This is a genomic window from Ruegeria atlantica (genome assembly GCF_013032505.1).
Classification (GTDB): Bacteria; Pseudomonadota; Alphaproteobacteria; order Rhodobacterales; family Rhodobacteraceae; genus Ruegeria; species Ruegeria atlantica_F.
On record NZ_WQCG01000002.1, the window covers coordinates 260,640 to 283,101 of the forward strand.

General features: G+C 53.9%; 18 protein-coding genes. 7 read left to right on the top strand and 11 right to left on the bottom strand.

Annotation, left to right across the window (positions count from 1 at the left end; genetic code table 11):
- Window positions 1-52 precede the first annotated feature (52 nt).
- The gene (locus GOW92_RS08365) at window positions 53-1,492 is read right to left on the bottom strand and encodes a coniferyl aldehyde dehydrogenase (RefSeq protein WP_217356528.1); all 1,440 of its coding nucleotides are present in this window, start codon (window positions 1,490-1,492) and stop codon (window positions 53-55) included.
- Between the two features lie 186 nt (window positions 1,493-1,678).
- Between GOW92_RS08365 and GOW92_RS08370 the strand changes: the two genes are divergently transcribed.
- A complete protein-coding gene (locus GOW92_RS08370; RefSeq protein WP_170559800.1) occupies window positions 1,679-2,176 on the top strand; it encodes a flavin reductase family protein in 498 nt (165 codons plus the stop codon).
- A 107-nt stretch (window positions 2,177-2,283) separates the two neighbouring features.
- Window positions 2,284-3,834 (top strand): class I adenylate-forming enzyme family protein, encoded by a 1,551-nt coding sequence (locus GOW92_RS08375; protein WP_170559803.1) that lies wholly within the window; start codon window positions 2,284-2,286, stop codon window positions 3,832-3,834.
- 114 nt (window positions 3,835-3,948) lie between these two features.
- Here the strand turns inward: GOW92_RS08375 and GOW92_RS08380 are convergent, their stop codons facing one another.
- Together GOW92_RS08380 and GOW92_RS08385 are read right to left on the bottom strand one after the other, a co-directional pair.
- Complete coding sequence (locus GOW92_RS08380) at window positions 3,949-5,136, bottom strand: aromatic ring-hydroxylating oxygenase subunit alpha (protein WP_170559805.1); 1,188 nt, start codon at window positions 5,134-5,136, stop codon at window positions 3,949-3,951.
- Between the two features lie 716 nt (window positions 5,137-5,852).
- Window positions 5,853-6,764: a LysR family transcriptional regulator gene (locus tag GOW92_RS08385; RefSeq protein WP_170559807.1), complete on the bottom strand. Its 912-nt coding sequence runs from the start codon at window positions 6,762-6,764 to the stop codon at window positions 5,853-5,855.
- A 132-nt stretch (window positions 6,765-6,896) separates the two neighbouring features.
- Between GOW92_RS08385 and GOW92_RS08390 the strand changes: the two genes are divergently transcribed.
- The 3 genes from GOW92_RS08390 (at window position 6,897) to GOW92_RS08400 (ending at window position 10,189) form a co-directional block, all read left to right on the top strand.
- Window positions 6,897-8,171: an aromatic ring-hydroxylating oxygenase subunit alpha gene (locus GOW92_RS08390; protein ID WP_217356530.1), complete on the top strand. Its 1,275-nt coding sequence runs from the start codon at window positions 6,897-6,899 to the stop codon at window positions 8,169-8,171.
- Window positions 8,168-9,043, top strand: coding sequence for an ABC transporter six-transmembrane domain-containing protein (locus tag GOW92_RS08395; protein ID WP_170559809.1), 876 nt, complete (start codon window positions 8,168-8,170; stop codon window positions 9,041-9,043). Before GOW92_RS08390 ends, GOW92_RS08395 begins: the two co-directional genes overlap by 4 nt.
- Window positions 9,044-9,127: 84 nt before the next feature.
- The gene (locus tag GOW92_RS08400; protein WP_170559811.1) at window positions 9,128-10,189 is read left to right on the top strand and encodes a 2Fe-2S iron-sulfur cluster-binding protein; all 1,062 of its coding nucleotides are present in this window, start codon (window positions 9,128-9,130) and stop codon (window positions 10,187-10,189) included.
- 26 nt (window positions 10,190-10,215) lie between these two features.
- Here GOW92_RS08400 and GOW92_RS08405 read toward each other — a convergent pair whose 3' ends face one another.
- The 7 genes from GOW92_RS08405 to GOW92_RS08435 all read right to left on the bottom strand — a co-directional run bounded on the left by GOW92_RS08405 (window position 10,216) and on the right by GOW92_RS08435 (window position 17,840).
- A complete protein-coding gene (locus GOW92_RS08405; RefSeq protein ID WP_170559813.1) occupies window positions 10,216-10,839 on the bottom strand; it encodes a TetR/AcrR family transcriptional regulator in 624 nt (207 codons plus the stop codon).
- A gap of 94 nt (window positions 10,840-10,933) precedes the next feature.
- Complete coding sequence (locus tag GOW92_RS08410) at window positions 10,934-12,316, bottom strand: DUF1501 domain-containing protein (protein WP_217356532.1); 1,383 nt, start codon at window positions 12,314-12,316, stop codon at window positions 10,934-10,936.
- A gap of 4 nt (window positions 12,317-12,320) precedes the next feature.
- Window positions 12,321-14,093 (bottom strand): DUF1800 family protein, encoded by a 1,773-nt coding sequence (locus GOW92_RS08415; RefSeq protein WP_170559815.1) that lies wholly within the window; start codon window positions 14,091-14,093, stop codon window positions 12,321-12,323.
- A gap of 164 nt (window positions 14,094-14,257) precedes the next feature.
- Entirely contained in the window at window positions 14,258-14,689 is a 432-nt protein-coding gene (locus tag GOW92_RS08420) for a DUF2141 domain-containing protein (protein WP_170559817.1), read from the bottom strand.
- Window positions 14,690-14,707: 18 nt separating this feature from the next.
- Window positions 14,708-14,980: a hypothetical protein gene (locus tag GOW92_RS08425; protein WP_170559819.1), complete on the bottom strand. Its 273-nt coding sequence runs from the start codon at window positions 14,978-14,980 to the stop codon at window positions 14,708-14,710.
- A 167-nt stretch (window positions 14,981-15,147) separates the two neighbouring features.
- On the bottom strand, window positions 15,148-16,566 hold the full coding sequence (locus GOW92_RS08430; RefSeq protein WP_170559821.1) for an MFS transporter: 1,419 nt from the start codon (window positions 16,564-16,566) through the stop codon (window positions 15,148-15,150).
- Window positions 16,567-16,775: 209 nt separating this feature from the next.
- Window positions 16,776-17,840: a hypothetical protein gene (locus tag GOW92_RS08435; protein ID WP_170559823.1), complete on the bottom strand. Its 1,065-nt coding sequence runs from the start codon at window positions 17,838-17,840 to the stop codon at window positions 16,776-16,778.
- 766 nt (window positions 17,841-18,606) lie between these two features.
- On the opposite strand from GOW92_RS08435, the gene GOW92_RS08440 reads away from it, so the two are divergent.
- Together GOW92_RS08440 and GOW92_RS08445 are read left to right on the top strand one after the other, a co-directional pair.
- Complete coding sequence (locus GOW92_RS08440; protein ID WP_170559825.1) at window positions 18,607-19,218, top strand: TetR/AcrR family transcriptional regulator; 612 nt, start codon at window positions 18,607-18,609, stop codon at window positions 19,216-19,218.
- Window positions 19,208-19,702: a hypothetical protein gene (locus tag GOW92_RS08445; protein WP_170559827.1), complete on the top strand. Its 495-nt coding sequence runs from the start codon at window positions 19,208-19,210 to the stop codon at window positions 19,700-19,702. Before GOW92_RS08440 ends, GOW92_RS08445 begins: the two co-directional genes overlap by 11 nt.
- Before the next feature lie 332 nt (window positions 19,703-20,034).
- On the opposite strand, the gene GOW92_RS08450 is transcribed toward GOW92_RS08445, so the two are convergent.
- Window positions 20,035-22,410 carry a fatty acid cis/trans isomerase gene (locus GOW92_RS08450; protein ID WP_254452958.1) on the bottom strand — a complete coding sequence of 792 codons (2,376 nt, stop codon included), beginning with the start codon at window positions 22,408-22,410 and terminating at the stop codon, window positions 20,035-20,037.
- Window positions 22,411-22,462 lie beyond the last annotated feature (52 nt).

Consider the following 22,462-nt stretch of genomic DNA (forward strand, 5'->3'; position numbering starts at 1 on the left):
GGAGGCGGGAATTCCGTGGGCGCGGAGTTCCCGTTTTTGTCGCTGCAACTGATTACTTTTTCAGGAACGGCGCCATTGTCTTGAAGAACTTCTCGCCATAAGGCGGGCGAAGGGCCTTAAAGACGCTGTCCATCTTGATCTGTTTGTAAACGGCCTTTGCGTGGCTGAAGCGTTTGAAGCCGTGCAGTCCATGATAGGCACCCATGCCACTGTTTCCAACGCCCCCAAATGGCAGGGTGTTCTGGGTCGAATGCATGATCGTATCGTTGATGCATGCCCCGCCGGAGATGGTATCTTCCATCACGCGTTGCTGCTCATCCGCGTCTTTGGCGAAGACATAGGCGGCCAGAGGGCGCGGGCGGGCGTTCGCGAAGGCGATGGCCTGATCCAGCGTGTCATAGGGAATGATCGGCAGGATTGGACCGAAGATTTCGTCTTGCATGACATCCAGTGTCGGGTCTGCGTCGACGATCAGTGTCGGCGGCAGAATTTTCTCGTTCGTGGACGACAGGTCTTCATTGGCGGGATTTACCTGAACAACCCGCGCCCCAGCTGAGCGCGCCTGATCCACAAGACCCTTGAGGCGGTCGAATTGGCGATCGGTCACGATGTGAGTGACGTCCGTGTTGCCAGACAGGGTTGGGTAGAGCTCGGACAGTTTTGCCTCAAGCGCTGTGGCGAATTCTTCCATTTTTGCACGCGGGACAAGGACATAGTCCGGGGCAAGACAGACCTGGCCCGCGTTGAAAACTTTACCTGCCGCAATCCGAGCGACAGTAAGGTTCATATCCGCGCTTGGGGCGATGATGGTGGGGTTCTTGCCGCCAAGTTCCAGCGTCGTTGGTACCATGTGCTCGGCTGCGGCGCGCAGGACGTGCGGGCCAATAGTGCTGGCTCCCGTAAATAGCAGGTGATCAAAGGGTAAAGCAGTAAACGCCTGTGCGACTTCGACGCCGCCGGTCGTGACCACGGCCTCGTGCGGTGCAAAACTTGCCTCGATCAGCGACTTCAAAAGGTCGGATGTACGGGGTGTGAATTCCGATGGTTTCAACATGACCGAGTTGCCGGCAGCAAAGGCTTCGGCCATAGGGCCGATGGCCAGAAAGATTGGAAAGTTCCAGGGGCTTACAATCCCAACAACGCCCAGCGGTTGATAGTGAATGCGACCGCGCGCGCCCAGCAATCCCAGGGGAAACTCGATTTTGGCCTTCTCTGGTCGCATCCATTGGTCAAGGTGGTCCCGCGCATATTTGAGCTGCTTTGCCGTTCCAACAATATCCGCAGCAATAGTTTCATGCTGCGACCGGTTCCCAAAATCGGCCGAGATTGCGTCAGCGATGGTATCGCGATTATCGAGTACCAAATCGATCAGTCGTGTGATGCGATCCTTGCGTTCCGTCGCATTCGGCGCGCCGTGCTGGACCCGGTGCGTTTTCTGAGTTTCCAAAAGCGTCGAGAGGCTCTCGGCGGTGTTTGGGTTATGCTGGTTCACTATGCGTCTCCTACGGTTGGTTCTGCTGTATGCAACCGTTTTCCTGTTGGTCTGCGTGCCCTTTTTGCCCCCTTTGCGACAAGGGCTGGGTTTCGCGTTTTCGTCGCGGGGCTGCGAAGTCTGCATTGACATTGGCCCTGTGATATGGAAGGTAAGTGATCGTTCACTAATAAGCAAGAGCGCAGTATGGCCCTGACCACAGAAGACAGGTTCAAGACCGGCATGCAGTTGCTGGCGGCTTCGACAACCATCATCACATCGAAATTCGAGGAATCGCGCGCCGGGATGGCTGCGACGGCTGTGTGCTCACTAACCGCCGATCCACCGGCCTTATTGGTCTGCATCAACCGGACAGCGCGAACATATGGCGTCGTGATGGATAGCCGAAAATTCGCCGTAAACCTCATACCCGATGACATGACCGAAGTTGTCGGTGCCTTTTCTTCGAAAATGGACAAGGAAAAACAATTCAATGCGGCCGGGACATGGGTCGACGGTGATCTGGGTCTGCCTGTATTGAAGGAAGCCGTCGTTTCCTTTGAGTGTGTCGTCGACAACTGGACCAACACGAAGACACATGCCGTGTTCTTCGGCATGGTAAAAGAAGTCCACCTGAACCCGGAAAAATCAGCGCTCATATACGGGCGCAAGGGATTCCACAAACTCACGCCGCTGGAGAGTTGATGTAGGGTTAAGGGGAAATTTCACCTGAATCCGCACGCTTTTAGCCGCCAACAAAAGACAATCACGCAGCTAGAATTTGCCGTGATGATGCCCGGGAGGAGACACCGATGCCCACGCTTGGACAGCTGATCGACCGAAACGCAGACCGTTTTGGGGATCTGGAAGCTTATGTAGAACTGGATCGCCGTTGCAGTTGGCGCGAGTTGGGTCAGCGTACGGACGCCCTGGCGCATGCTTTGCGATCGCTGGATATTCGTAAGGGTGATCGGGTTGGCGTGATCCTGCCCGACTGCATTGAAGTTGCGGAAACCATAGGTGCTTGTGCCAAGGCTGGTGCGATCCGGGTCGGTCTGAACTACCGCCTTGCCCCCCGCGAAATCGGCGCGCTGATCGATGATGCCGGTGTGGATGTTTTGTTCGTTCAGGACACGAAGGTGGAAATCGCCCAAGAGGCGCTGACCTTCAGTAAGCGTCAGCCGGTTCTGGTCGGCGTTGGTAGCCAGCACAAGCTGCAGCAGGATTATGAATCTCTGATCGCCGCTGCGACTGGTAACGGCGCTTTCACTCATACCCCGCATGAACAGTTGATGATCTGCTATACCACGGGTTCAACCGGTTTGCCGAAAGGCGCGATCTATCCTCACGGGTTGATGATCGAGTCGATGGGCGTAATCGCACTGACGGAAGGCGCGGGCCCGGACGATGTCTGGCTCCATGCGATGCCGGCGTCGGGCGTTCCGATCATTCACCTGCTGCGTAACATGTTCCACGGCACGAAATGCGCGATTGTCGGCGAATGGAATGCCGAAACGGCGCTTAAGCTTATCGAACGCGAACAAGCGACGATCTGCGTTCTGGTGCCGACGATGCTGAACGATCTGCTGTCATCCGGCCTGATCACGCAATACAATTGCTCGTCGATCCGGCAGCTGGGCTATGGTTCCGCGCCAATTCCCCCTGCCACGGTGCGCGACGCGCTCAAGGCTTTCGGGTGCAAATTTCTGCAAATGTTCGGCACGACGGAACTGATGGGCATGGGCATGATGCTGACAGCAACTGACCACGAGCGCGCGTTGAAGGACGGACATAACTGCTTGGAAAGTGCGGGTCGGCCACTCTATTACGTGGATGTCCGTGTTGTGGATGACCAGGGCAATGACCTTCCCAGGGGTGAGGCGGGTGAGCTGCTGATTAATTCGCCCTATGTCATACCAGGCTATTGGAACCAGGCGGTTGAGTATTCGGAAACTGTGCGGGATGGCTGGCTGCACACCGGGGATATCGCGGTGATCGATGACGAGGGGTTTGTTCACCTCAAGGATCGGGCCAAGTTCCGCATCAAGTCCGGTGGTTACAATGTGTTCCCGGTTGAAGTTGAAAACTGTCTGGCCGAGCATGATGCTGTCGACGAAGTCAGTGTTTTTGGTTTGCCCGATCCGAAATGGGGGGATCGGATTCATGCCGTTGTAACCCTGAATTTGGATACGGCCGTCAGCGGCGCAGAGTTGCGCGAATATTGCCGTGGCAAGATTGCCAACTTCAAGATCCCGAAAGATATCGAGATCTGGGACTCGCTGCCCAAAGGACCGACCGGCAAAATTCAAAAGCGCGAAATCATTGAGATTTGCAATCGTGATGATCAAAGCGGTGCCGCCTGAGCAACGAAATGCGGTGAAGCCTCGTCGTTCTTTCGCTCGGCAGCGGGTGAATTGGTCATCTGTTTTAGCAGGCGACCGGGCAAGGTGAAGCCCAGACGCCAGCCATGTTTGGACCTACGGTTCCATGTGGCGCAGCACGGATTTCTGGAAGTAAGTCAGCGGAGACTCGGCGCCCGCACCAGCGGCCATTTTCCCCACCGCATATTTCGGCGACATTAGTGAGCGCTGCATTTTCTCGACGACATAGACATCCTCAGTCTGGAAATCCTGAGTTTCCAGCGGATGCACCTTCCAGTGCGAACTTTTGACCATGCCGGATACCTTGTCATAGCCGGGGATATCCTTGACGGATCCACGGCTGGACATCCACGATTTCGCCGCCCAGACATAAGCATGCAGGCGCGTTACACCGGCGCTTATCGGTTCCATCACAGATATCGAGAAGGACCATGGGCTTGCTACGATAAGGGTCGTCGGGAACAACATGTATACACCGCCATAGCCCTCTTTCTCGGCGTGCGGGATCTTCTTCGCGTTCCACTTATCCATGCGCGTCGATACGAAGTTTGGAACGCGCGAACGTACGGTTTCATTCTCGGTCGAATACCAGACTTGATTGTCGCCGTATGGGTCCCAGACATTTTTATCCTGGGTCGGGCCGCCCAGTGTGTTCTTGTGCAAATAGGCCAGATGGTATCCGTCAATCGCGTTCTCAAAGAATACTTTCCAGTTGCACTGCATTTCATAGGTAACGGGTTCACCGTAAGATATAAGCTCAGGACTGTTGATGTCGTGCGGCCAGACGACATCTTCCAACCCGCTGAGCCAATCGGACAGGTCCTGATCTGGTTCTGGGTTGACGAAAACCAGCCCTTTGAACGTCTCGACCGATGCCCTGTGCAAGCCATTTTCTTTTTTGTCGATGTCCGGGAAGCAGGCTTTCTGGTCAGGGATACCTCGAAGCGCGCCATCCAAGCCAAAAGTCCACGAATGATAGGGGCACACGATCGTCTTTCCGGCATTTCCGCAGCCGCGATCCAACAATTCGGTTCCGCGATGGCGGCAAATGTTGTGGAACGCGCGCAGTTCACCGTCGTTTCCGCGGATTACGACCAGGGTAAAGTGCCCTGCCTTGGCCGTCATATAATCACCCGCATTGGCAACCTTTGCCTCGATGCCAGCATAAACCCAACTGCGCGAGAACAGCTTCTGGTTCTCCTGCGCCAGCCATTCATCCGATGTGTAAGCTTCGGCGGGCAATTCCTGCGTGGCGACTTCTGGCATTTGGTTTGGCTGTTGCATGTAAAATCTCACAAGTGGCTACTGAGTCTTTATTATTGTCAAAGGTGACAGATAACTTGAAATATGGCGTTTGTCAATTAAAGGTGATCGTTCACTATACTTCCTGATTGATCAAAGCCCGCTGCAATTACAGCGATACGTCAGAAGAAATCCTTGATGCTTATATGGCCTGCGTCGCTCGGTGCGGGCTAGACGGCGTCGTCTAGGGGCGTGTTGCCGCCGAGGCCGGTGTGAAGCGGCCTTTGCTGCGGCACTATCTTGGCAATCGTAACCAAATGATCGCGGCGCTAAATCAGCATGTCGCAAACGCGTTCAACGATCTGACATCGGAGCTGGATCTTCACCTTTTACAGATGGAGACTGGCGATCAGTTGTTAGACAATCTGTTTGCCGAAGGTGAAGAGATCGATCCACGTCTTGCTGCTGCTTGGCAGGGATTGCCCGCATCTGCGGCAGACCATCCCGAACTAGCAAGGCCGCTGCTGGATGTACTGGCGCACTTTGTGGCGGTTCTTGAGAAATTCCTTGGTCGCGTGTCACCAGATGCTGCGTCAGACCAGGTGAGGGCCGTCGCACAAGGCATTTCTACGATCTTCCTGTCCTTGGATTCTTGGGCCACGCTTTATACGTCGCCCGGTTGGCGCGCCGAATTGAAGCGAGCGGCAGTGCTGTTGACAGAAACGTTGTGGTTGCTCAGTCTGGCAGATTTGACGCGATCAACGCGGCAGGTCGTCTTCGGTTTGGGCCTGTGTGGACAGCCAGTGCCGAAAGCTGCGCAGCGATGGGTCATCCGATTTAGTTTTTGGCCATACCAGATAGTAGGCGCCCATCATCTCTACAGCGTCCGGGAAGGCCGCGATCAATTTACCGGTCGCGAGGTCCTGCTCGATCAAATAGTTGGGCAGCAACGCAACGCCGAGGCCGTGAACCGCCGCCTGATTGATCGTTGTGTACTGATCGTAAATCGTTCCGGGCAGCGCGTCGGGATGATTTGTTCCCATGTGGCTGAACCACTCTTGCCAGGCGTGGGGCCGCGTCTGGATGTGCAGCAATGGTAGTTTCAGCAGATCTTTTGGCGATGTTGGGGCACCCTTGGGCAGCAAAGATGGGGCGCAAACCGGCAATACACTTTCCATCCGCAGCAAAAGCCGATCTGTACCGGGCCAGTCGGGTTCGCCAAAGTGCAGCGCAGCATCGAAAGGTTCTGAAGTAAAGCTGAACGGCCGCAGGCGGGTCGACATGTTGATCGTAATATCCGGGTGCATGCAGGCAAATTCGGGCAATCTGGGCACCAACCACCGCATTCCGAACGTGGGCAGGATCGCAAGGTTCAAGGTTCCACCAACGGGCGCCACGTGCAGCTTTAACGAGGCTTGGGCGATTTGGTTCAGACCTTGCCGAACCTCGGATACGTATTCCTGTGCAACCGGCGTCAGCAGCAGGCGTTTGCGGTCCCGACGGATAAGATCGATCCCTAATTGCGCTTCCAGTGTCTGCAATTGCCTGCTGACGGCGCTTTGGGTCAGGGAAAGCTCATCAGCTACCGCAGAGGCTGAGCCTAACCGGTCCAGCGCTTCGAGCGCGCGCAGGGATGAGATTGAAGGGAAAAGGCGTCGCGGCGTAACCATCTATGCGTTCTGCTCATAAATTGCCTCAGTATCTTGCAGTCATTTGCGGTTTTTTTTCAAGAAAACTTATAAACCGTTATTTGCGAAGACTGGTGCTGAGGCTGCGTTTTTTAGATTGTCACGGTTGACAGTATGCATCTGTTTGCCTATTTCGCTTCGAAGCAACGTAAGATCCGGCAGGTGTTAGGCACAATTGCCGAGGTCAAATTGATCAGCTTGCCAACCGTGAACACTACGGCCCAAAGAGGGGACAGCATGCCGCAAATGTACCATGAATTGCCCGCAGAAGCGTACACGTCGCAAGAGTGGTTCGACCGTGAACAACGTGAGATTTTCTCTAAAACGTGGCGTTTTGCGGGATTTATGGAGGATGTGACTGAGCCGGGTCATTACCTGTCAGTTCAGGCGGGGTTGAACAACCTGTTTATTGTCATGGGCCGTGATCGCAGACTTAGGGCCTTCCACAACATATGCAGGCATCGGGGCACCCAATTAATCCGCGCGGTGGGCAAGACCCAAAAAGCGCTGACCTGCCCTTATCACGACTGGACCTATGATCTGGAGGGCAACCTGATCTCGGTCCCGGATGAGCATCGAGAGTATGAGTCCGTCGACAAATCCTGCCTTGGTCTGAAACCTGCTTCGGTGGATATCTGGAAGGGAATGTTGTTTGTGCATCCTGACCCAAACGCGGGCTCGATCATGAAATGGTTTGGCGAAGTAGACGACAAAGTCGGGCCGCACGTGCCAGAAGAACTGGTGGAGCACGAGGACACATCCAACACCTATGAGATCAAAGCCAACTGGAAGATCGTCGTCGAGAACTACATTGACGTTTATCATCTGAGTCACCTGCACTCGAACACGTTGCAGATGTATGACCACGCCAAGGCGCAATACGGCTGGTACGGGCCTCACTACATCTTTTGGGAGCCGCCGGTCGAAGAGTTCGCCAAAGACCAGAATAAAAAACTTCAGATGCCGCGGGTCGTCCCCGAAGATCAGAATGGCGCGTGGGTGCCGATGTTGTTTCCCGGAGTGGGAATTGGTGCTTCGGAGGACGTGTGGAACGTCTTTATCATCACCCCGCTTGGGCCAGACAGGACACGAATTCTGAATCGGACAAGGGTCGCCAACGCCTCCGGCTGGGAATTCACGAAACAGGCCAGCCGGTCGGCCTCGTTCTGGAACAATTTTGGCATCAAGGGAAAATATGAGGGTGATGATGCCTATGACGAAAACGATCCAATGGCCTCGGGCGACTTCACGCAAGAGGACGTCTATGCTTGTGAACAGCAACAGAAATCGCTGACTTCTCCTTACTTTGAGGTTGGTCCAGCCGCCGTCGGAGAAAGCCCAGTGGTTCAGCACCAAAGGGTCGTCCGCGATTGGTTGCAGGAAAAATGATCGACCCGGATGACCGGTTGTCGATTGCGACCCTGCTGCGGATCTTCCGCATAAAAATCGCAACGACCTGGGGTTTGACGCTGGTAGAGACAGCTTTGTTTGCCCTCCTGCCGTTATTGATAGGGTATTCAATCGACGGGCTATCACAGGGGGATTACACGTCGTTCGTCCATTTCGGAATTACTATGGCCGCACTATTGGTGGTGTCGACGCTGCGGCGCATTTGCGACACACGGGCCTATGGCACAATCCGGGTCGAATTGAGCGCGGCGCAGGCCAAACGGGATGCGGGGCGGGAGGTCTCGGTGCTGAATGCGCGCGTACTGATGGCACGCGAGTTGGTTGATTTTCTTGAAAATGAGGCCTCTGATTCAATGGGTGCAGCTGTGCAAGTTCTGATTTCCGTCGGCGTTCTGATGTCATTTCACGGGGCGCTCGCCGCCGCCGCCGGGACTGCTGCGGTTCTTATCCTGATCATCTTCACCTTGTTTTCGCAACGTTTTTTCCGGTTGAACGGTTTGTTGAACCACCAGGCCGAAAGACAGGTGACCGCGCTGCAAAGCATGGATCTGAAAAAGATCAGTCAGCACTTCTTCAGAATGCGCGCGCATGAAGTACGGTTGTCGGATTCCGACGCACTGGTCTTCGGCGCGATTTTCGCTGTCTTGCTCAGTATGCTTGCTTTCAACCTGTGGTTTGCGTCGACGCAAGGCGGGGTGACTGCCGGGCAGATCTTTTCCGTTGTCACCTATTCGTTCGAGTTTGTGCAATCGGTAGTGGTGTTGCCGATGGTCCTGCAAAGCCTCGCCCGCTTGTCCGAAATCACCGAACGGATCAACACGCCGGCAACGCGTCAGGGTGCCAATGCTTAATACGTTCGTTTCAATACGCCTGGCTTACATTGGGTATCGTCACACATTCCGGCCATTCGCATGGCACGAGTATCGGAGGCTCTTATGAACAGAGAATTTCACCCGCTTAAGGTACTTAAAACGCGCGATGAGATCGGCGGCCAAGCGAAATCCATCATGTTCGACGTGCCTCCGCATCTCGCGCAAGAGTTCGTCTGGCGCGCGGGTCAGCACCTGACCCTTCGCTTTTCGATCAAAGGCGAAGAGGTGCGTAGAAGTTATTCGATCTCGTCCTCTCCTGTTTCGGGCGATCCGCTACGCATCACGGTCAAACGAGTCAAAAAGGGGCTTATCAGCAACCACATCAATGACACGGTGCAGCCGGGCGATGTGATTGATGTGATGCCACCCTTCGGCAGTTTTTGTCTTGATACCGACCCGACAGAGCGGCGCACACATTACTTCTTTGGCGCAGGCAGCGGCATTACCCCGCTGCACTCCATGCTTCAATCCGTGCTCTTGGCCGAGGCGTGGTCGGTCGCGCATCTGGCCTACGGCAATGTGAATGCGGATAGTATCCTGTTCAAAGATGAGTTTGCCGAATACCAGCTGGCCTATGCTGATCGCCTGACAGTGCATCACATCCTGTCCAAACCCTCGATGTGGTCCAGTTTCGACTATTGGCGCAGGGGTATCGTCGACAAGGATGCAATTGAGGCGCTGATCTCCGAAAATCCGCCTTACGCCCAAAATGCTCAGTACTACATCTGTGGTCCGGGCGGGATGAACAAATCGGTTAAAGACGCGCTTATGTCGTTGGATGTGCCTGCCAATCGGATTCACATGGAAAGTTATGGGGGGGCACAAGAGACCGACGACAGCGTCAAAGGTGTTGACGCCACTTTGGACATAATACTGAACGGTCAGCGTCAATCAGTTCAGATGACGTCCGGTCAAACGATCTTACAGGCTGCTCAGCAGGCAGGGATGGAACCGCCTTATTCCTGTCAATCCGGCGTCTGTGGCGCCTGCCGGTGCCAGCTAAAGAAGGGATCGGTCCATATGCGGGCGCGCACGGCATTGGATGATGGTGAAGTCGCAAAGGGCGCCGTCCTGTCCTGCCAGGCCGTTGCGACGACTGACAAACTTGCGGTCAGTTACGATTGACATTGTGATGGGTTGGGCCTTAGCGATCAGGATTTTTCTTCCAGCGTTTCAGCCAGTTTCAACGCGGCGAAATAGGAAGAATAAGCCCATGTCTTCGGCGGTTTGAGCGGAATGAACGCATCCGTGGTGACAAAGAGGTTGACGATACCGTGCGCGACGATCTCACAGGCTTGTTTGTCAGTTTTTGGGTGCGAGGCAAGAACGATGTCTATAGCGACCTTATAAAAGGCCTCCATCGACTCCAGCAATGGCTTACGAAGTTCTGGGTAGTTCTCAATTGAATTCACCAGCGCTTGGTAACAAATGTTAACCCGTGAATCCAATTCGCCGTCTGAGTTGAACAAGGCTTCAATCAGGCTCCGGACGCCGGGGTGATTTGTCAGTGCCGCGCGTAATGCTTCGCTCTGATTGGTGAGTGTATCGGCGATATGCTCACCCAGTGCTAAAACCATAGCTTTGCGGTTGCCCAGGTGGTGGCGGATCAGAGGTCGCTTCAGTCCGGCCTGCGCGGCGATATGTTCAAGTGTGGCCCCTTCGACACCGTACAGTACGACGCATGTCATAAATGCATCGAGGACTTCTTTTTTACGTTGGTCTTGTACCGAGGGGCGGCCCATGCGATTACCCTTGCGTTGAAACAGAGTTTTCAAAGTACCTTATTGCTAGTATGCTGTCAATATAGACAATCTATTTAGCTGCAAAGCCACCGGCCATCAACTCGCCTGGGACATTAGTCTGTGGTGCCTAGATGAAAAGCCCAAGCCTTTCTCCGCCCGCGACATCAGAAAATTTGCTGAGATTTGGGAACAGAGTGTTCAGTGCCGAAGGCTGAAGGCCAAACCAAAGGGACAGGTCGGCATAGAGCTGATCGGTCGAGGTTGTGGGGATCAATACTCCGTCGCCCACATCCAGAGCGTTGTCGCCAGCCAGACCAAGTTCGGGGTAGTCCCCCAGAATTTGCCCACCTTTGACCGGGTTGCCCATAACCAAGGTATTGCCGCCCCAGCCATGATCAGTACCATTGCCATTAGACGTCAGCGTCCGGCCGAAATCTGATCCAGTGAACGTCACCACACGATCGGCCAACCCCATGTCGTCAAGTGTTGCCTGAAAGGTGCCGAGCGCTTCGGACAACACGCGCAGCATGCGGGCATGGGTCGTTAGCAACTCATCATGATGGTCCCAGCCGATATAGCGCACAAAGAACGTCTGCTGTTCGTGGCCTAGTCGGTCCGAGGCAGCAATGGTCTGGGCAACCATGCGCAGTTGCTGCGAAAGGTCCGAGGGCGGGAAGGACCTGGGTACCTTTATTTCGCGGGTCGCTGATTTGAACGTCTCGTGCTTGGATTGCGCGTCGCGGGTCAGGTTCAGATATGTCTGGCGGAATGGATCACCGTTTTGATCAGCATTCATCATCCGATTGAAGCTATCCAGCAACAAGTCGTTGAGCGGGCTTTTCTCTTCTTTCAGGTAAAGGCCGACGCTGCCCTTTTCAGTGATTGCGTACGGCAGGTCGATCTTGCCGTTCTGGGCAATGTTGTTTCCTGCCAATGAGATATTCATTCCGATTTCATGTGCCGATTTCGAGGGCTGCAAGTCATCGGCGAAAAATCCGAACCAACCGTCGTTGACCCGCAGATCTGGGCGCGAGGTTTGCCAGTGCTTGAACTGATCTGCATGGCTCAGCAAACCCAAGGGGAGTTCTGCTGAGCCGTCATAGAACTGCTCTTTGCGCACATGTTCGACCAAAGGGCCGACATTGGCAACAAAGGAGAGACGCCCTTGGTTGAACAGATCGGCCATCTCGGGCATCGACGGGTGCAGGCCAAAGCTGCGGCCCAGTTTGTCTTTGGGGGTATTCAAGTCCAGCAACTCACCCCGTGACAGGGCCAAATTTGCTCGCGTTTCCGAGTATTGGCTGTGCGCGATTTTGTCATTTGGCACCAGCATGTTGAAGCTGTCATTGCCGCCGTCCAACATCACGAAAACAAGCGCTTTTCGGGCGGGTTTGATCATTCCTGTGCTAGCCTTCGCCAAGCCGGGCAGGGCGGCACCCATCATTGCGCCAGTTGCGGCGACCCCGGTCGAGGCCAAAAACTTCCGGCGTGTGAAAGATCTGGTCAGCATGGGCTCAGGCCTCCTGCACGTTGAATTCTGGGGAAACGGCGATCATGAAAGCGATAGTCTGCACCACCCATTCGGGATTGTCCGAATACTGCGCATATGCCTGCTTGATCCGTTTGCGCATGTTGGCATCGGTTCGACCGGTCAACAGAACCGAAATCCGGTCGATTAACTCATCATGACGGTCTCGGTTTTGTGCGATTTTGATCTCTTCGCTTAGGTCGAAGCGCAGTGCATTCTTGGTATCGGCCCACAATGTGTCGGGGTGGAATTCCATGACCATCATCTGCTCGCGACCCGAACCGATCTCGGTGGAAACCAGCGGCAGGTAGCCGCCAAAGAACCAGTAGTAGATGTTGTTGATGTAAGCGACAGAGGTCGCGGCTGTGTGCAGTTCGAACTCTGGCGCGCGAAGACCCATTTTCTGCAACGCGCCGTGCGGAGTGAACTCCGGTTTGTAGAAATTGAAAACTGTGGGCGCGGACAGAGGGTGCATCTGCAACGCCTCTTGAATGTCATCCCCCAACAGCCACAACCTGCCGGTTTGGTTGTGCGCACCAAACGCAAGCAAAACCTGCGTGACGCGGTGCAATGGCGATTTCAGCTTTTGGGATTGCACAGTCTTTGTCGGGGTTTTGTACGCCGACGATAATCGGTTGCTGGCGACCTCATAGGTCAGCGGGTAGGTCAGAATTGCGCGAACCGCGCCTTTCAGATCCCCGTTTGGACCCAAGGCTCGGGACACCGCCTCGACATAGGCGGGCGAGGGGTTGGACGTGACAAGCCGGTTGATCAGATGGGTCGCAATAAATGGCGCGGTTGTTGGATGGGCAACCAATTGATTAATGGTCGAGCGAATTTCATTTGCGCCGGGCTGATCGCCGGGCAGGGTCAATCGGCCGTTCAGCAATGACTTTGCGCCGCGGTCATGATAGGCCTCTTCCACGATCATCGGCTTCGTAGCATCGATGAACGGCACAGTCTTATAGGCCTTTTCGACTCCGTCATCGAACTGGACGGGATAGCCGTTATAGCTGTTTTCCCAGAACGATGTGTTCCACTCGTATTGATATGCTGCAGGCAACAAGCCGGTGAAAACGCGCGCCAATTCCTTGATGTCGCGGTTGTCATAAGTCGGGATCGGGTTCCCCCCGGCATCCAGTTTTTCCGTGCCATCGGCGTTTAGCTCGAACAAGCCAATCGAAAACAGCTGCATGATCTCACGCGCATAGTTTTCGTCAGGATGGATATTCTTGGACTTGTCTGCTTTCTGGTTGGTCATATGGGATAGGTAGATACCCATCATCGGATGCATCGACACATCATACAAAAGGTCCGAATAACTTCCAAACGCGTGTTTGTAGAGCAGGTCGTAGTAGTTCGCCATCCCGATGGCATCGAGCTCCAGTGATGACGCGTCCGAGATGACCAGAACCTCGGACAGGGCCTGCGCAACACGCTGGCGCAGAAGGTCTTCGCGCTGCGTTAGGGTGTGGTTCCACCAAGCCATACGGAAATACCATTTATAAGGTAGGGCAGGGTTGTTGCCGTCGCCATTGATCGACTCTTCACCATGCGCGCGTTTCAGTCGTTTTCGGAAGTTTTTCCAAATCTTGCGGGTGGATTTTTCGAATGGCCCTTTGTTTCCGATCGGAGCGTTGAGCTGATCGTCCAACCATCGCTCCACGCCGATTTGGTGGACCTGCTGAAGCAGCTTCTGATCTGCCCCAAGTGTGGCTTGCATCAAAAATCGACTGGTGTCTTCCAGAGATGTCGGCATGGCGGATAGCGGTCCTTCAGAGCTGGCAAGGATGGTTGAAACAAATATTAATTGCCTTAATAGACAATTTAAAATCTGATCGTGTTATTTCAACCTGAAAGGCCCGGGTTGCTAAAAAAATGCCCCGTTTCCGGGGTAGTTGGGGTCACACATCTGAAGCTGCGTTAGTTGGCGTAGTTCATTTTCAAATCTACCGACGAGTTACTGCCATCGTATTCGATAGCCGCGTCTTCAAACGCGGGCAGCGATCTGACGCCAGCGCCCTTGGAATACGCCCACCCTTCTTGCGGGATTGGCCCCTTCATTTCGAACTGGCCGTTGTCGTTTTGATCATGGTGGATCATGATTGCAAGCTGGCCGGGTTTCTGGTTCTTAAGCGTTCCCGAAACCGAGCCACCTGTTGCGGGGATTTTCGCGTAGCCCACGATTTTTGCCATCTGGCTTTGGTCAAATGCCGTCTTGTCGTCAAAAGCCAGAACGTGGATTACACCTCCGCGCCCGGCGTCGACGCCAGAGATATCTATCTGAATGTCCCCCGCCGCAACCTGGGATGCCGTAAGCGCTATGAGGCTGGCTATGAATGCAGACTTGGTCATTGGGTTTCTCCTGAACAGTTAACCGATGTAAATTCCGAACAGACGCCATGCCAGATCCTGCACGACGTAAAGCAGCCCGAAGGCGAACCACATGATCGTAATGGCGTAGAAGAGCGGCGGGTTTTCCTGACTGTCGATTGTCTCAATCAAAAAGGCCTGACCGGTCATGAAAGATGAAACGGCCCACCACATGAACAGCAATCCCCAGATTGAGTAGACCTGAAACCATGTTGCCAACAGCAGACACAGGAAAATGATCCAGGAAAAGGGATGAGATTTGAGGTATTGCATTGAACTTCTCTGTTTTTCTTTGGGGTTTGTGCCTGCATCCAAAGTGAACGCTACGAAGGTAAAACTGTGCTTCACCAGACTGCATGGCGTTGAAGGGGGTAGGTTACGTTCTGGCCTGCCAATGCAGAGCAGTTGGGGACTTGCCGCAATGACGATGAGACGATTGATTAGTCATGGGCCGCCTGAAGTTGGTCGAACTGAGCCTTGTCCAATCGGTAGAACATCAGGGCGACAATTGAGGTCAGGTATATCGCAAGGCTCAGGCAGGCATAGTTCCACCCCAGCGCGCGAGTAACCTCGACAGTCAGGTTCGATTGATCGGGCGCCTCAGGAAAACCGATATATGCGAGGAATATTCCCGAGGTCGCCAGGCCGCCTGCCGTACCGGCCTTGAGCACGAATGTGATGACCGAGGTGATGATCCCCTCGTTTTGAAACCCATTCTGGCTGATCCCCAGTTCGACAACATCCGCCGTCATCGACGTCAGCACGGACGTGGTCCAGACAATCAGGATGATTTGCAGAATGCCGTGGACAAACAGCAACCAGACCAAAAGCTCGGTACCGTTCGAGGGGAAAAACCCGATTTCGCGCAGCACATAAGGCGCGACGCCCACGAATGCCGAAAGGATAGACAGGTAGATCGCGCTGAATTTCTTGTCGCTGGAGCGCGCAATGGGCTTCAAGGTGACACCTGCGATCACGGCGCCGATCAGATTTGCCAACAGGATCAGAGATATCTGATCATTGTTAAGCTCCCAGAAGAATGAGGTCAGATAAGTCCACAAGGCGGCTCCGATGCCGGCGCCCACGGCGAATATGGCCGAGCTGACAAAGATCGCACGCAATGCCGGCAACTTGAAGGCCGCTAGAAACTGTTTGAAAAACCCGGATGTGCTGTAGGTCGCCTCGTGCGATATATCCAGCATTCTGCTCTGCCAATGGCGCGTTCCAAAGGCGGTGATAGCGATCGCCAGTGCTATGAGGATGGCCCCGACAAGCCCGGCCTGCTGATAACCTGCCTGGTTGAGGATGCCGTAAGGCATCGTGTCGGTTGGAACTAACCAGACCACATACATCGCGATGACCATGATCTGACCTGCAATCCAGGTGACCGAAACCTTGAGGCCGGACAACATAGTTCGCCCGCCATAGTTCTTTGTCAACTCTGGCACCATCGCGTTATGGGGTACGTCAAAGAACGTCATCGCCATCCGCAGAAGGATCGTTGTGATCAAAAGGAACCAAAACAGCTGGGTTTCTGATGTCAGAGACGCAGGCGGATTCCAGATGAACCAAAAAAGGAAGGCGACCGGGATAATCGCAGCGTAGATGAACGGGTGGCGCTTGCCCGCACGAGAACGCGTGTTGTCGGAAAGATAGCCAACAACGGGATCGGACACTGCGTCGAACATCAGCGCAACAAAAAGCGCGAAACCGACGGTCTCGGCTGGAAGCCCGACGACGAGGTTGTAATAGATCAGCAGGAAGAAGCTCAGCCCGTTCGACAGGATGCCGTTGGCAATGCCACCTGCGCCATAAAACAGCTGCATGCTGACTGACGGGCTTTCGGTATTGGTGTTCATCTTCTCCTCCGAAGCATTTTTTCAGCAAGGCTGTTATTGAACGATCACTAAAGCAGATCACAAGGATCGTTTTTTGTCAAAGGTGTTAAGAAACGCCGCCGAGCAAAAACGTGTGGAAAGCAGATGGTCGCCGACACATCGGACATAGAGCAGCGACCATTTGCAAAGCAGTGCGCCAAACCCGACCGCGTTTGCGGTCGGGTTCATGTTCAGAAATTGTGCGATAAGCTCACACGCACGGCGGTGCCGGAAACATCCCGAATCCGCAGGCCGGCGTCTGGTTCGTTCACATCGCCAAGCGTACCATACGTGACATCCACCAGAATTCGGGTTTGACCAATTGAGTGCACGGCGCCCAGAGTGATGCCCTTGCCACCGCCTTCATAGTCAAAGCCAACGAACCCGCCTTCGGGTTGCGACCGCGAAAGGATGCCGTAGAAGTACCATTTTGGATTCAGCAGGTAACCGACGCCGATCTGGTAGTCGATCGAGTTTTCCGCAAATTCCGCAAGCGGGCCGCCAAGAACCGGTGACTCTACAGCGACGTCATCCCAATTCCTCCATCGGATCGATCCGAAGGCGCCCCAAGGGCCGCTGATCGCACTTTGAACGTTCAGCGCGACGGTCTGCGGTGTGCTCAATTGCGTGGTCACGTCAGAAGGTGAAAGGGGTTGGAGTTGTTCGACACCGTCCAGATCGTGATCGATTTCCGAGTAGTAGGTCAGGTCAGCGCGAAACGCGAGAGACGGGATTTCATAGGCAGCGCCGACAAGGAAACCGGGGTTGAAATCCCCCTCGGAATCCAGTGAGTAGCTGAGAGAAGGATTGATCAGTGCGCCGCTAAAGTCGTTTATTTTTTCAAATCTTACGCCGGCAAAGGCGCTGAAGTTTTCATTGAATTTATACCGCGCCATCAGGGCGACTTCGGTGCCACGATACCGAACGTTGGTGCCCGCGGACGGGGCGCCTGTTCCGGAAGGGTAAAGCAATTTATAGTTGATCGAGTTAAAGCCATGGATTGCCACTGCCCACTTGTCGCCGATGTCCTGTTTGTAGGCTAAGGATAGGCCGCTTATGCTGGGTGTGACGTCTCCAGTCGGCTGGCCGAATTCAGTGCCTTCTGTTTTTGAGTCAGCCCAACCTCCTGTGATTTCGACGTAGGGGCCTTCTTCAAATAGGAACCGGTTTACGGACGGGAAACCTTCGATCCCGCCCGCAAGTACCGGGCCTGAAATCAAGCCCGCGCCAAATGCTAGTGTTGCAATTTTCTTCATTCTTCCCTCCCTTTCCCCGGCTTTAGTCTTTTGCTTGTGCCGAGGGGATTTCATGTATCCGTGGCGCAATTGGGCGCATCGGTTTGTTGAAAGCGCCGTGTTAGGCGCATGGTCGAACAGCCATCGAAAACGTGTTTCCAAATGGATGCCTATCCGGCTTTTGGTGCTGTTTGTGTTGCAGTAGGGAGGTGCGCAAAGCGAAGACGTCGCAATTACATGCGACTTTGGAGTGTGTCGTCCTTCTGAATGCCCGGCTGCGCCCCATAAGTGGGCTAACAGGCGACAGGCAATACCAATTTGTTCGGCGAACTGGCCGATTGCGCGTTTTTTCATTGTCCCTGATGTTTATTGCAACCCAGTCTTAGGCCGGGTTTTGGGTATTATTATTGCGGTGCGAGTAGTTCTGGGCTGACACCTCCCCGTTGCTTAGATGACTTTGGTGAGCGTTGTGCTTGATTGTGCTCGGCCGACTCCAGGCGAACCCGAGCGCTTGGGGCCAAGTCGTCGTGCTTGGTCCCTGCCAATGATCCTGATGTGCGCTGGATTGATCATCGATTTGCGCCTACTGCTCGCTTTTGGCTGGCTTGTTTGTCGGTTATGACAATTATTTGTTGCACATGGATGACATCTTTTCAATACGTTTGTATTGTACGTATGAATTGCAATTTTCTTTCGTGGCAAACTGCGCATTTTCAGTACTTTGCACCAGTTCCCACACCACCACGCTCCTACTCACATTCTGCGGGAATCGCGCTAAGAGAGGCAGATGACAAAAGATGTGACAGAGAATCGTGCCAAACAGCGCGACAGGAACCGAGAACAGAAGCGTCGCGAACTGGCAGAGAACGCGATCACAACAATTGCGCGGGCCGGATACGCAAACATCACTTTGCGGGATATTGCAGCATCAACCGGCGTTTCGCTGGGCAAGATACAATACTACTTTCCTGAGAAAGAGGGATTGCTGTTGTATTGCGTCGATCTGTCGGTCGATCGTTTTACTTCACAGCTAAACGAGATTCTTGATGCAGATATAAGCCCGAATGAGGCGCGCAGCGCCTATATTGAGCTGTTTGCCCATTCGATCATAAACTATGCCCATTTGCACAGGCTTTGGTATGACATTCGCAATCAGGCTATGTTCGATAGCCTGCTCAGGCAGAGGGTTGCTGACGTCGAGGCTCGGTTTGTCGCAATTTGTGACGAACTCGGAAGCAAATTCGCCGTCAACGATGTGCGTGGTGTAGAAATCTATGTGATGCTGGATGGCGCTTATCGGTACTACATCCAGCAAAGCATAGCCGGAGCGCCAATCACCGCCGAAGATATTGCGCTGAGCCTAAAGCGCCTTATCGGTTACCTCACGGGTGAAAAGTAAAGCACAGACCGCTACCCTGACGCTCCGCTATTCACCTGCGCGGTTGGATCCGTTTTCCTCCTCTGTACGGGATGATGGCAAGGTCTTCCGCCGTTTGCCAATGGCCGATGGAGTTCTTATTTTCTTTTTATTGTCAAATTTGAAAGCCTGCGGGGTCAAAATGGTTTTTGTAAAACTGGCTGCATCGCCCGTTTGCGCTGTGCTTGCTGCTAATGCAGTTTATTCCGATAACCTCACGCAGGCCCGGTCATTGGTCGAAGCGTTTTGTACCAATATGATCAACGAAAAATATGACGCGGCAATCGATATGTTCTTGCCCGATGCCAAAGCGGCAAGCGGTTATGATTTTGAAAAAGCCTATCCTAAAGAAAAGATTGCCTACAGCCCCCAAGATCTGAAGCAATACATCGATGCTGAAAACCTGAAGAGTATCAACATTACGTGGAAGTATATAAAGAAACAGGCTAGGCCTTCAAAGTGCTAGGTCCTCGAGAAGACGGGGGCGTTGTGACGCTCACTGGTCGTATAACAACATACTATGAAATGAGCGGGAATAAAGGGAAGGTCCTGCAAAACGACACTTTCATGGTGACATTCCCTTCCCTGGGAACGCCAGCGGTCAGCAGTTATCACGGTGCAACAACCTACAAGTAGATCCAGTCGTCCGACCGACAGGGGCAGGGCAGTTTAGTCTGTCTTTGCTATACGCATCGTGTTGCCGAAGGCCCCAGCACAGGCAGCTCAACAACGTATCAATGTTGTTGAGCGATGGCGTGTTGAATGGACAGGTCGGGGCCTATTTCTCAATGGTTCGGCTTAGTTGTTTTCGGGATCACCATCGGATCGCGGATCTTTGTAGCGGTTCAGGTCGAGCACCCCTGCTTGAACAGGGTTGCTTGTTAGAAACATGGCCATCACTTGATCGCTTGTTTTCCAGAAGTCCGGACTCGTCCGGCGCAGCCCATAAGAGGCTACGAAATCGACCCATTCCAGCTGTGACCGCACTGATTTGAGGTCGTTTGCAAATGACGCCACTTCGTCTTGTCGCAGCCGAAAGTAAAAATTCGTATAGCTTCCGATCACGCCCGGCAGGATGGTCAGGACGTCGGCTTGTGGGTTCCTGCGATCTTTTTCTTCGAACAGGAACGCCACATTGTAGTGGGCCTTGTCGTGGAGCAGCGAAAATAGGGCTGTGGAACCGTCATCGTTTTCCACCAAAAGCAGGGATACATCAGGCAGATACTTGACCCATTCGCCGGTTTGGTTCGCAAGTTCGCGCAGGTCGCCATCTAGCGCTGAATTGCCACTCGGGCAGTCGTCCTCGTTGCATCTGTTGATCGGGTCCTCGGTGGCCCAAAGACCGCCGCCGCGATTGAGAAGTTCCAAAAGAAACTCTTGCCTAGGTGTGTCTGTTTCAAAACCAATACTAGTCGGAAAACTGTCATCGACGCGCCGCCGGTGCCAATAGGTGTGCAATTCGGCCAGCGCTCCTTGGTACCAGGTTTTGTGCATCTTTTGTCTATCGCCACGTGGCATGAAGTTCAGAAAGTTGTCTTCACTCTCCATCCGCAACTCGTCCATGTACAAACGAGTTGAAAGCTGATGTTCAACACGGCCGAAGACGTCGTAACCGGCAACAAGGTCATAGTAGATACGCTCGAAAACCGGAAAATCGATGACCCATCCGGTTTCGGGGATGCCGCCGTGAAACCCGGTCATAGCAGAGGCGTTGTCGAAGTGACGGAACACGGTAATTAAGGCTTGAGGGTTGGTGCCCCCGCCATCCCAGATCGCATCATATCCAAACCCTTTTTTGTGCGCTGCGCTGTCGCCATATCGAGCATCCCGAAACTCAAGATATTTGATCTGGTTTTCGTGGGACATCCCCTGAATATCTCCCAAGAACCTTCCGTCTAACTCGCCCACGGGCAATTCAAGAAAGGAAGCCCCTTCGGCCAAAAAGCTGGGATCTGTAACGGACAGATCGGCATCCGGATCAAGGAAGCTAACCCAGAACCGGTCTTCGATCACGTCCACCGCGGTTTCGCCGTGACAAACCGGGCCGCGGATAAAGCTGCGAACAAAAAACAACGCGTCGTCCAAAAGAAACTGATAGCGGCTGCGGGCCGGTATCACGGCAAATGTACTGAACGGGTTGCCGCCTTCATCTTCTCCGTACGCTGGCAATTCAGTGACAGACCACTCCGGATCTAGAAATAGCTGTTGGTATCGCGCCAGACGATCCGGACCGATACTGTAAACCAGATGATCTTTGTGTACGATCGTCTCTTCGAATGGCTGCAGGCGATAGTAGAATGGCTCTGCGCCGGGATCATCGAAAGGGCGGCGTGTTGCGATTATATCGATCTTTGACCCTGGTGGACTGGCGGACCGCACAAGCTGAAAGAACTGCCTTGGATTACCGTTTGGAAAGTGCAGGCGCGCCAAGAACAGATGCTCGTAAAGATACCTGCTCATCAATTGATGGCGCAGGTCGGGGGTGTTCAGAAAAGCCTCCCACGCAGCGATTTGATTTTGGGTGTCTTCGGGGATTTCCGGTGCGCCCCATGGTAATGGCGCACCGTTTTGGATCCACGCCATTAGTACCTGGTATTCATTGTCGCTAAGCGGAGCTGTTGCATAGGGCATTCCCGCTTTTGGGTTTGCGGTGCTAAAGGCATCGAATTCCTGTGTAGTAGGGCAGGCCAGTGGCCTATCAATCGACAATCCAAGTTCGGTTGGGACAGGTGCGTTAGCTGTCAGTGGTGCTTGCCTGCCAAGCTGAAGGTAACGTTCCAACACTGTTCCACCTTCGCCGGCCACTTTGGAAGACGGAAGAACAGAGTAAAACCCAAGAGCCCGCCATCCGGCAACTGTTTGCGCGTCAATGCCAAGCCGAGTTGGTTGTGCATCTTCTAGTCGTTCGGTGTGGTATACCGCCTCTTTACTCGCACCTCGCAACAGGCCGGCGGGCGATGTCAGCTTCAGTTGGCAGGGTGCGTCATAACAACTGTGGCACACCACGCAGCGGTGGTTCAGGATATCTTGAACCTTGGGCCATCCCGAAGTTTCCACCATCGCGCCGGACCCGGTCGTTTCTGACTGAGCAATGCTCTGATTGGCTAGAAAAAGTGCGATAGCAGCTGCAAACACACAGGTTAAGAAAGACCCAAATTGTCGTGTTCGCAGCATACCTGTCCTCCTTCACAGCGGCCTTTTTCAACGACCACCACAACAAGCCCAA

What these genes read in the sequence shown, in the direction of transcription:
- GOW92_RS08370 (WP_170559800.1), top strand. Translation starts at nt 1,679, where the DNA reads ATGGCCCTGACCACAGAAGACAGGTTCAAGACCGGCATGCAGTTGCTG.
- GOW92_RS08375 (WP_170559803.1), top strand. Translation starts at nt 2,284, where the DNA reads ATGCCCACGCTTGGACAGCTGATCGACCGAAACGCAGACCGTTTTGGG.
- GOW92_RS08380 (WP_170559805.1), bottom strand. Translation starts at nt 5,136, where the DNA reads ATGCAACAGCCAAACCAAATGCCAGAAGTCGCCACGCAGGAATTGCCC.
- GOW92_RS08385 (WP_170559807.1), bottom strand. Translation starts at nt 6,764, where the DNA reads ATGGTTACGCCGCGACGCCTTTTCCCTTCAATCTCATCCCTGCGCGCG.
- GOW92_RS08390 (WP_217356530.1), top strand. Translation starts at nt 6,897, where the DNA reads ATGCATCTGTTTGCCTATTTCGCTTCGAAGCAACGTAAGATCCGGCAG.
- GOW92_RS08395 (WP_170559809.1), top strand. Translation starts at nt 8,168, where the DNA reads ATGATCGACCCGGATGACCGGTTGTCGATTGCGACCCTGCTGCGGATC.
- GOW92_RS08400 (WP_170559811.1), top strand. Translation starts at nt 9,128, where the DNA reads ATGAACAGAGAATTTCACCCGCTTAAGGTACTTAAAACGCGCGATGAG.
- GOW92_RS08410 (WP_217356532.1), bottom strand. Translation starts at nt 12,316, where the DNA reads ATGCTGACCAGATCTTTCACACGCCGGAAGTTTTTGGCCTCGACCGGG.
- GOW92_RS08415 (WP_170559815.1), bottom strand. Translation starts at nt 14,093, where the DNA reads ATGCCGACATCTCTGGAAGACACCAGTCGATTTTTGATGCAAGCCACA.
- GOW92_RS08420 (WP_170559817.1), bottom strand. Translation starts at nt 14,689, where the DNA reads ATGACCAAGTCTGCATTCATAGCCAGCCTCATAGCGCTTACGGCATCC.
- GOW92_RS08425 (WP_170559819.1), bottom strand. Translation starts at nt 14,980, where the DNA reads ATGCAATACCTCAAATCTCATCCCTTTTCCTGGATCATTTTCCTGTGT.
- GOW92_RS08430 (WP_170559821.1), bottom strand. Translation starts at nt 16,566, where the DNA reads ATGAACACCAATACCGAAAGCCCGTCAGTCAGCATGCAGCTGTTTTAT.
- GOW92_RS08435 (WP_170559823.1), bottom strand. Translation starts at nt 17,840, where the DNA reads ATGAAGAAAATTGCAACACTAGCATTTGGCGCGGGCTTGATTTCAGGC.
- GOW92_RS08440 (WP_170559825.1), top strand. Translation starts at nt 18,607, where the DNA reads ATGACAAAAGATGTGACAGAGAATCGTGCCAAACAGCGCGACAGGAAC.
- GOW92_RS08450 (WP_254452958.1), bottom strand. Translation starts at nt 22,410, where the DNA reads ATGCTGCGAACACGACAATTTGGGTCTTTCTTAACCTGTGTGTTTGCA.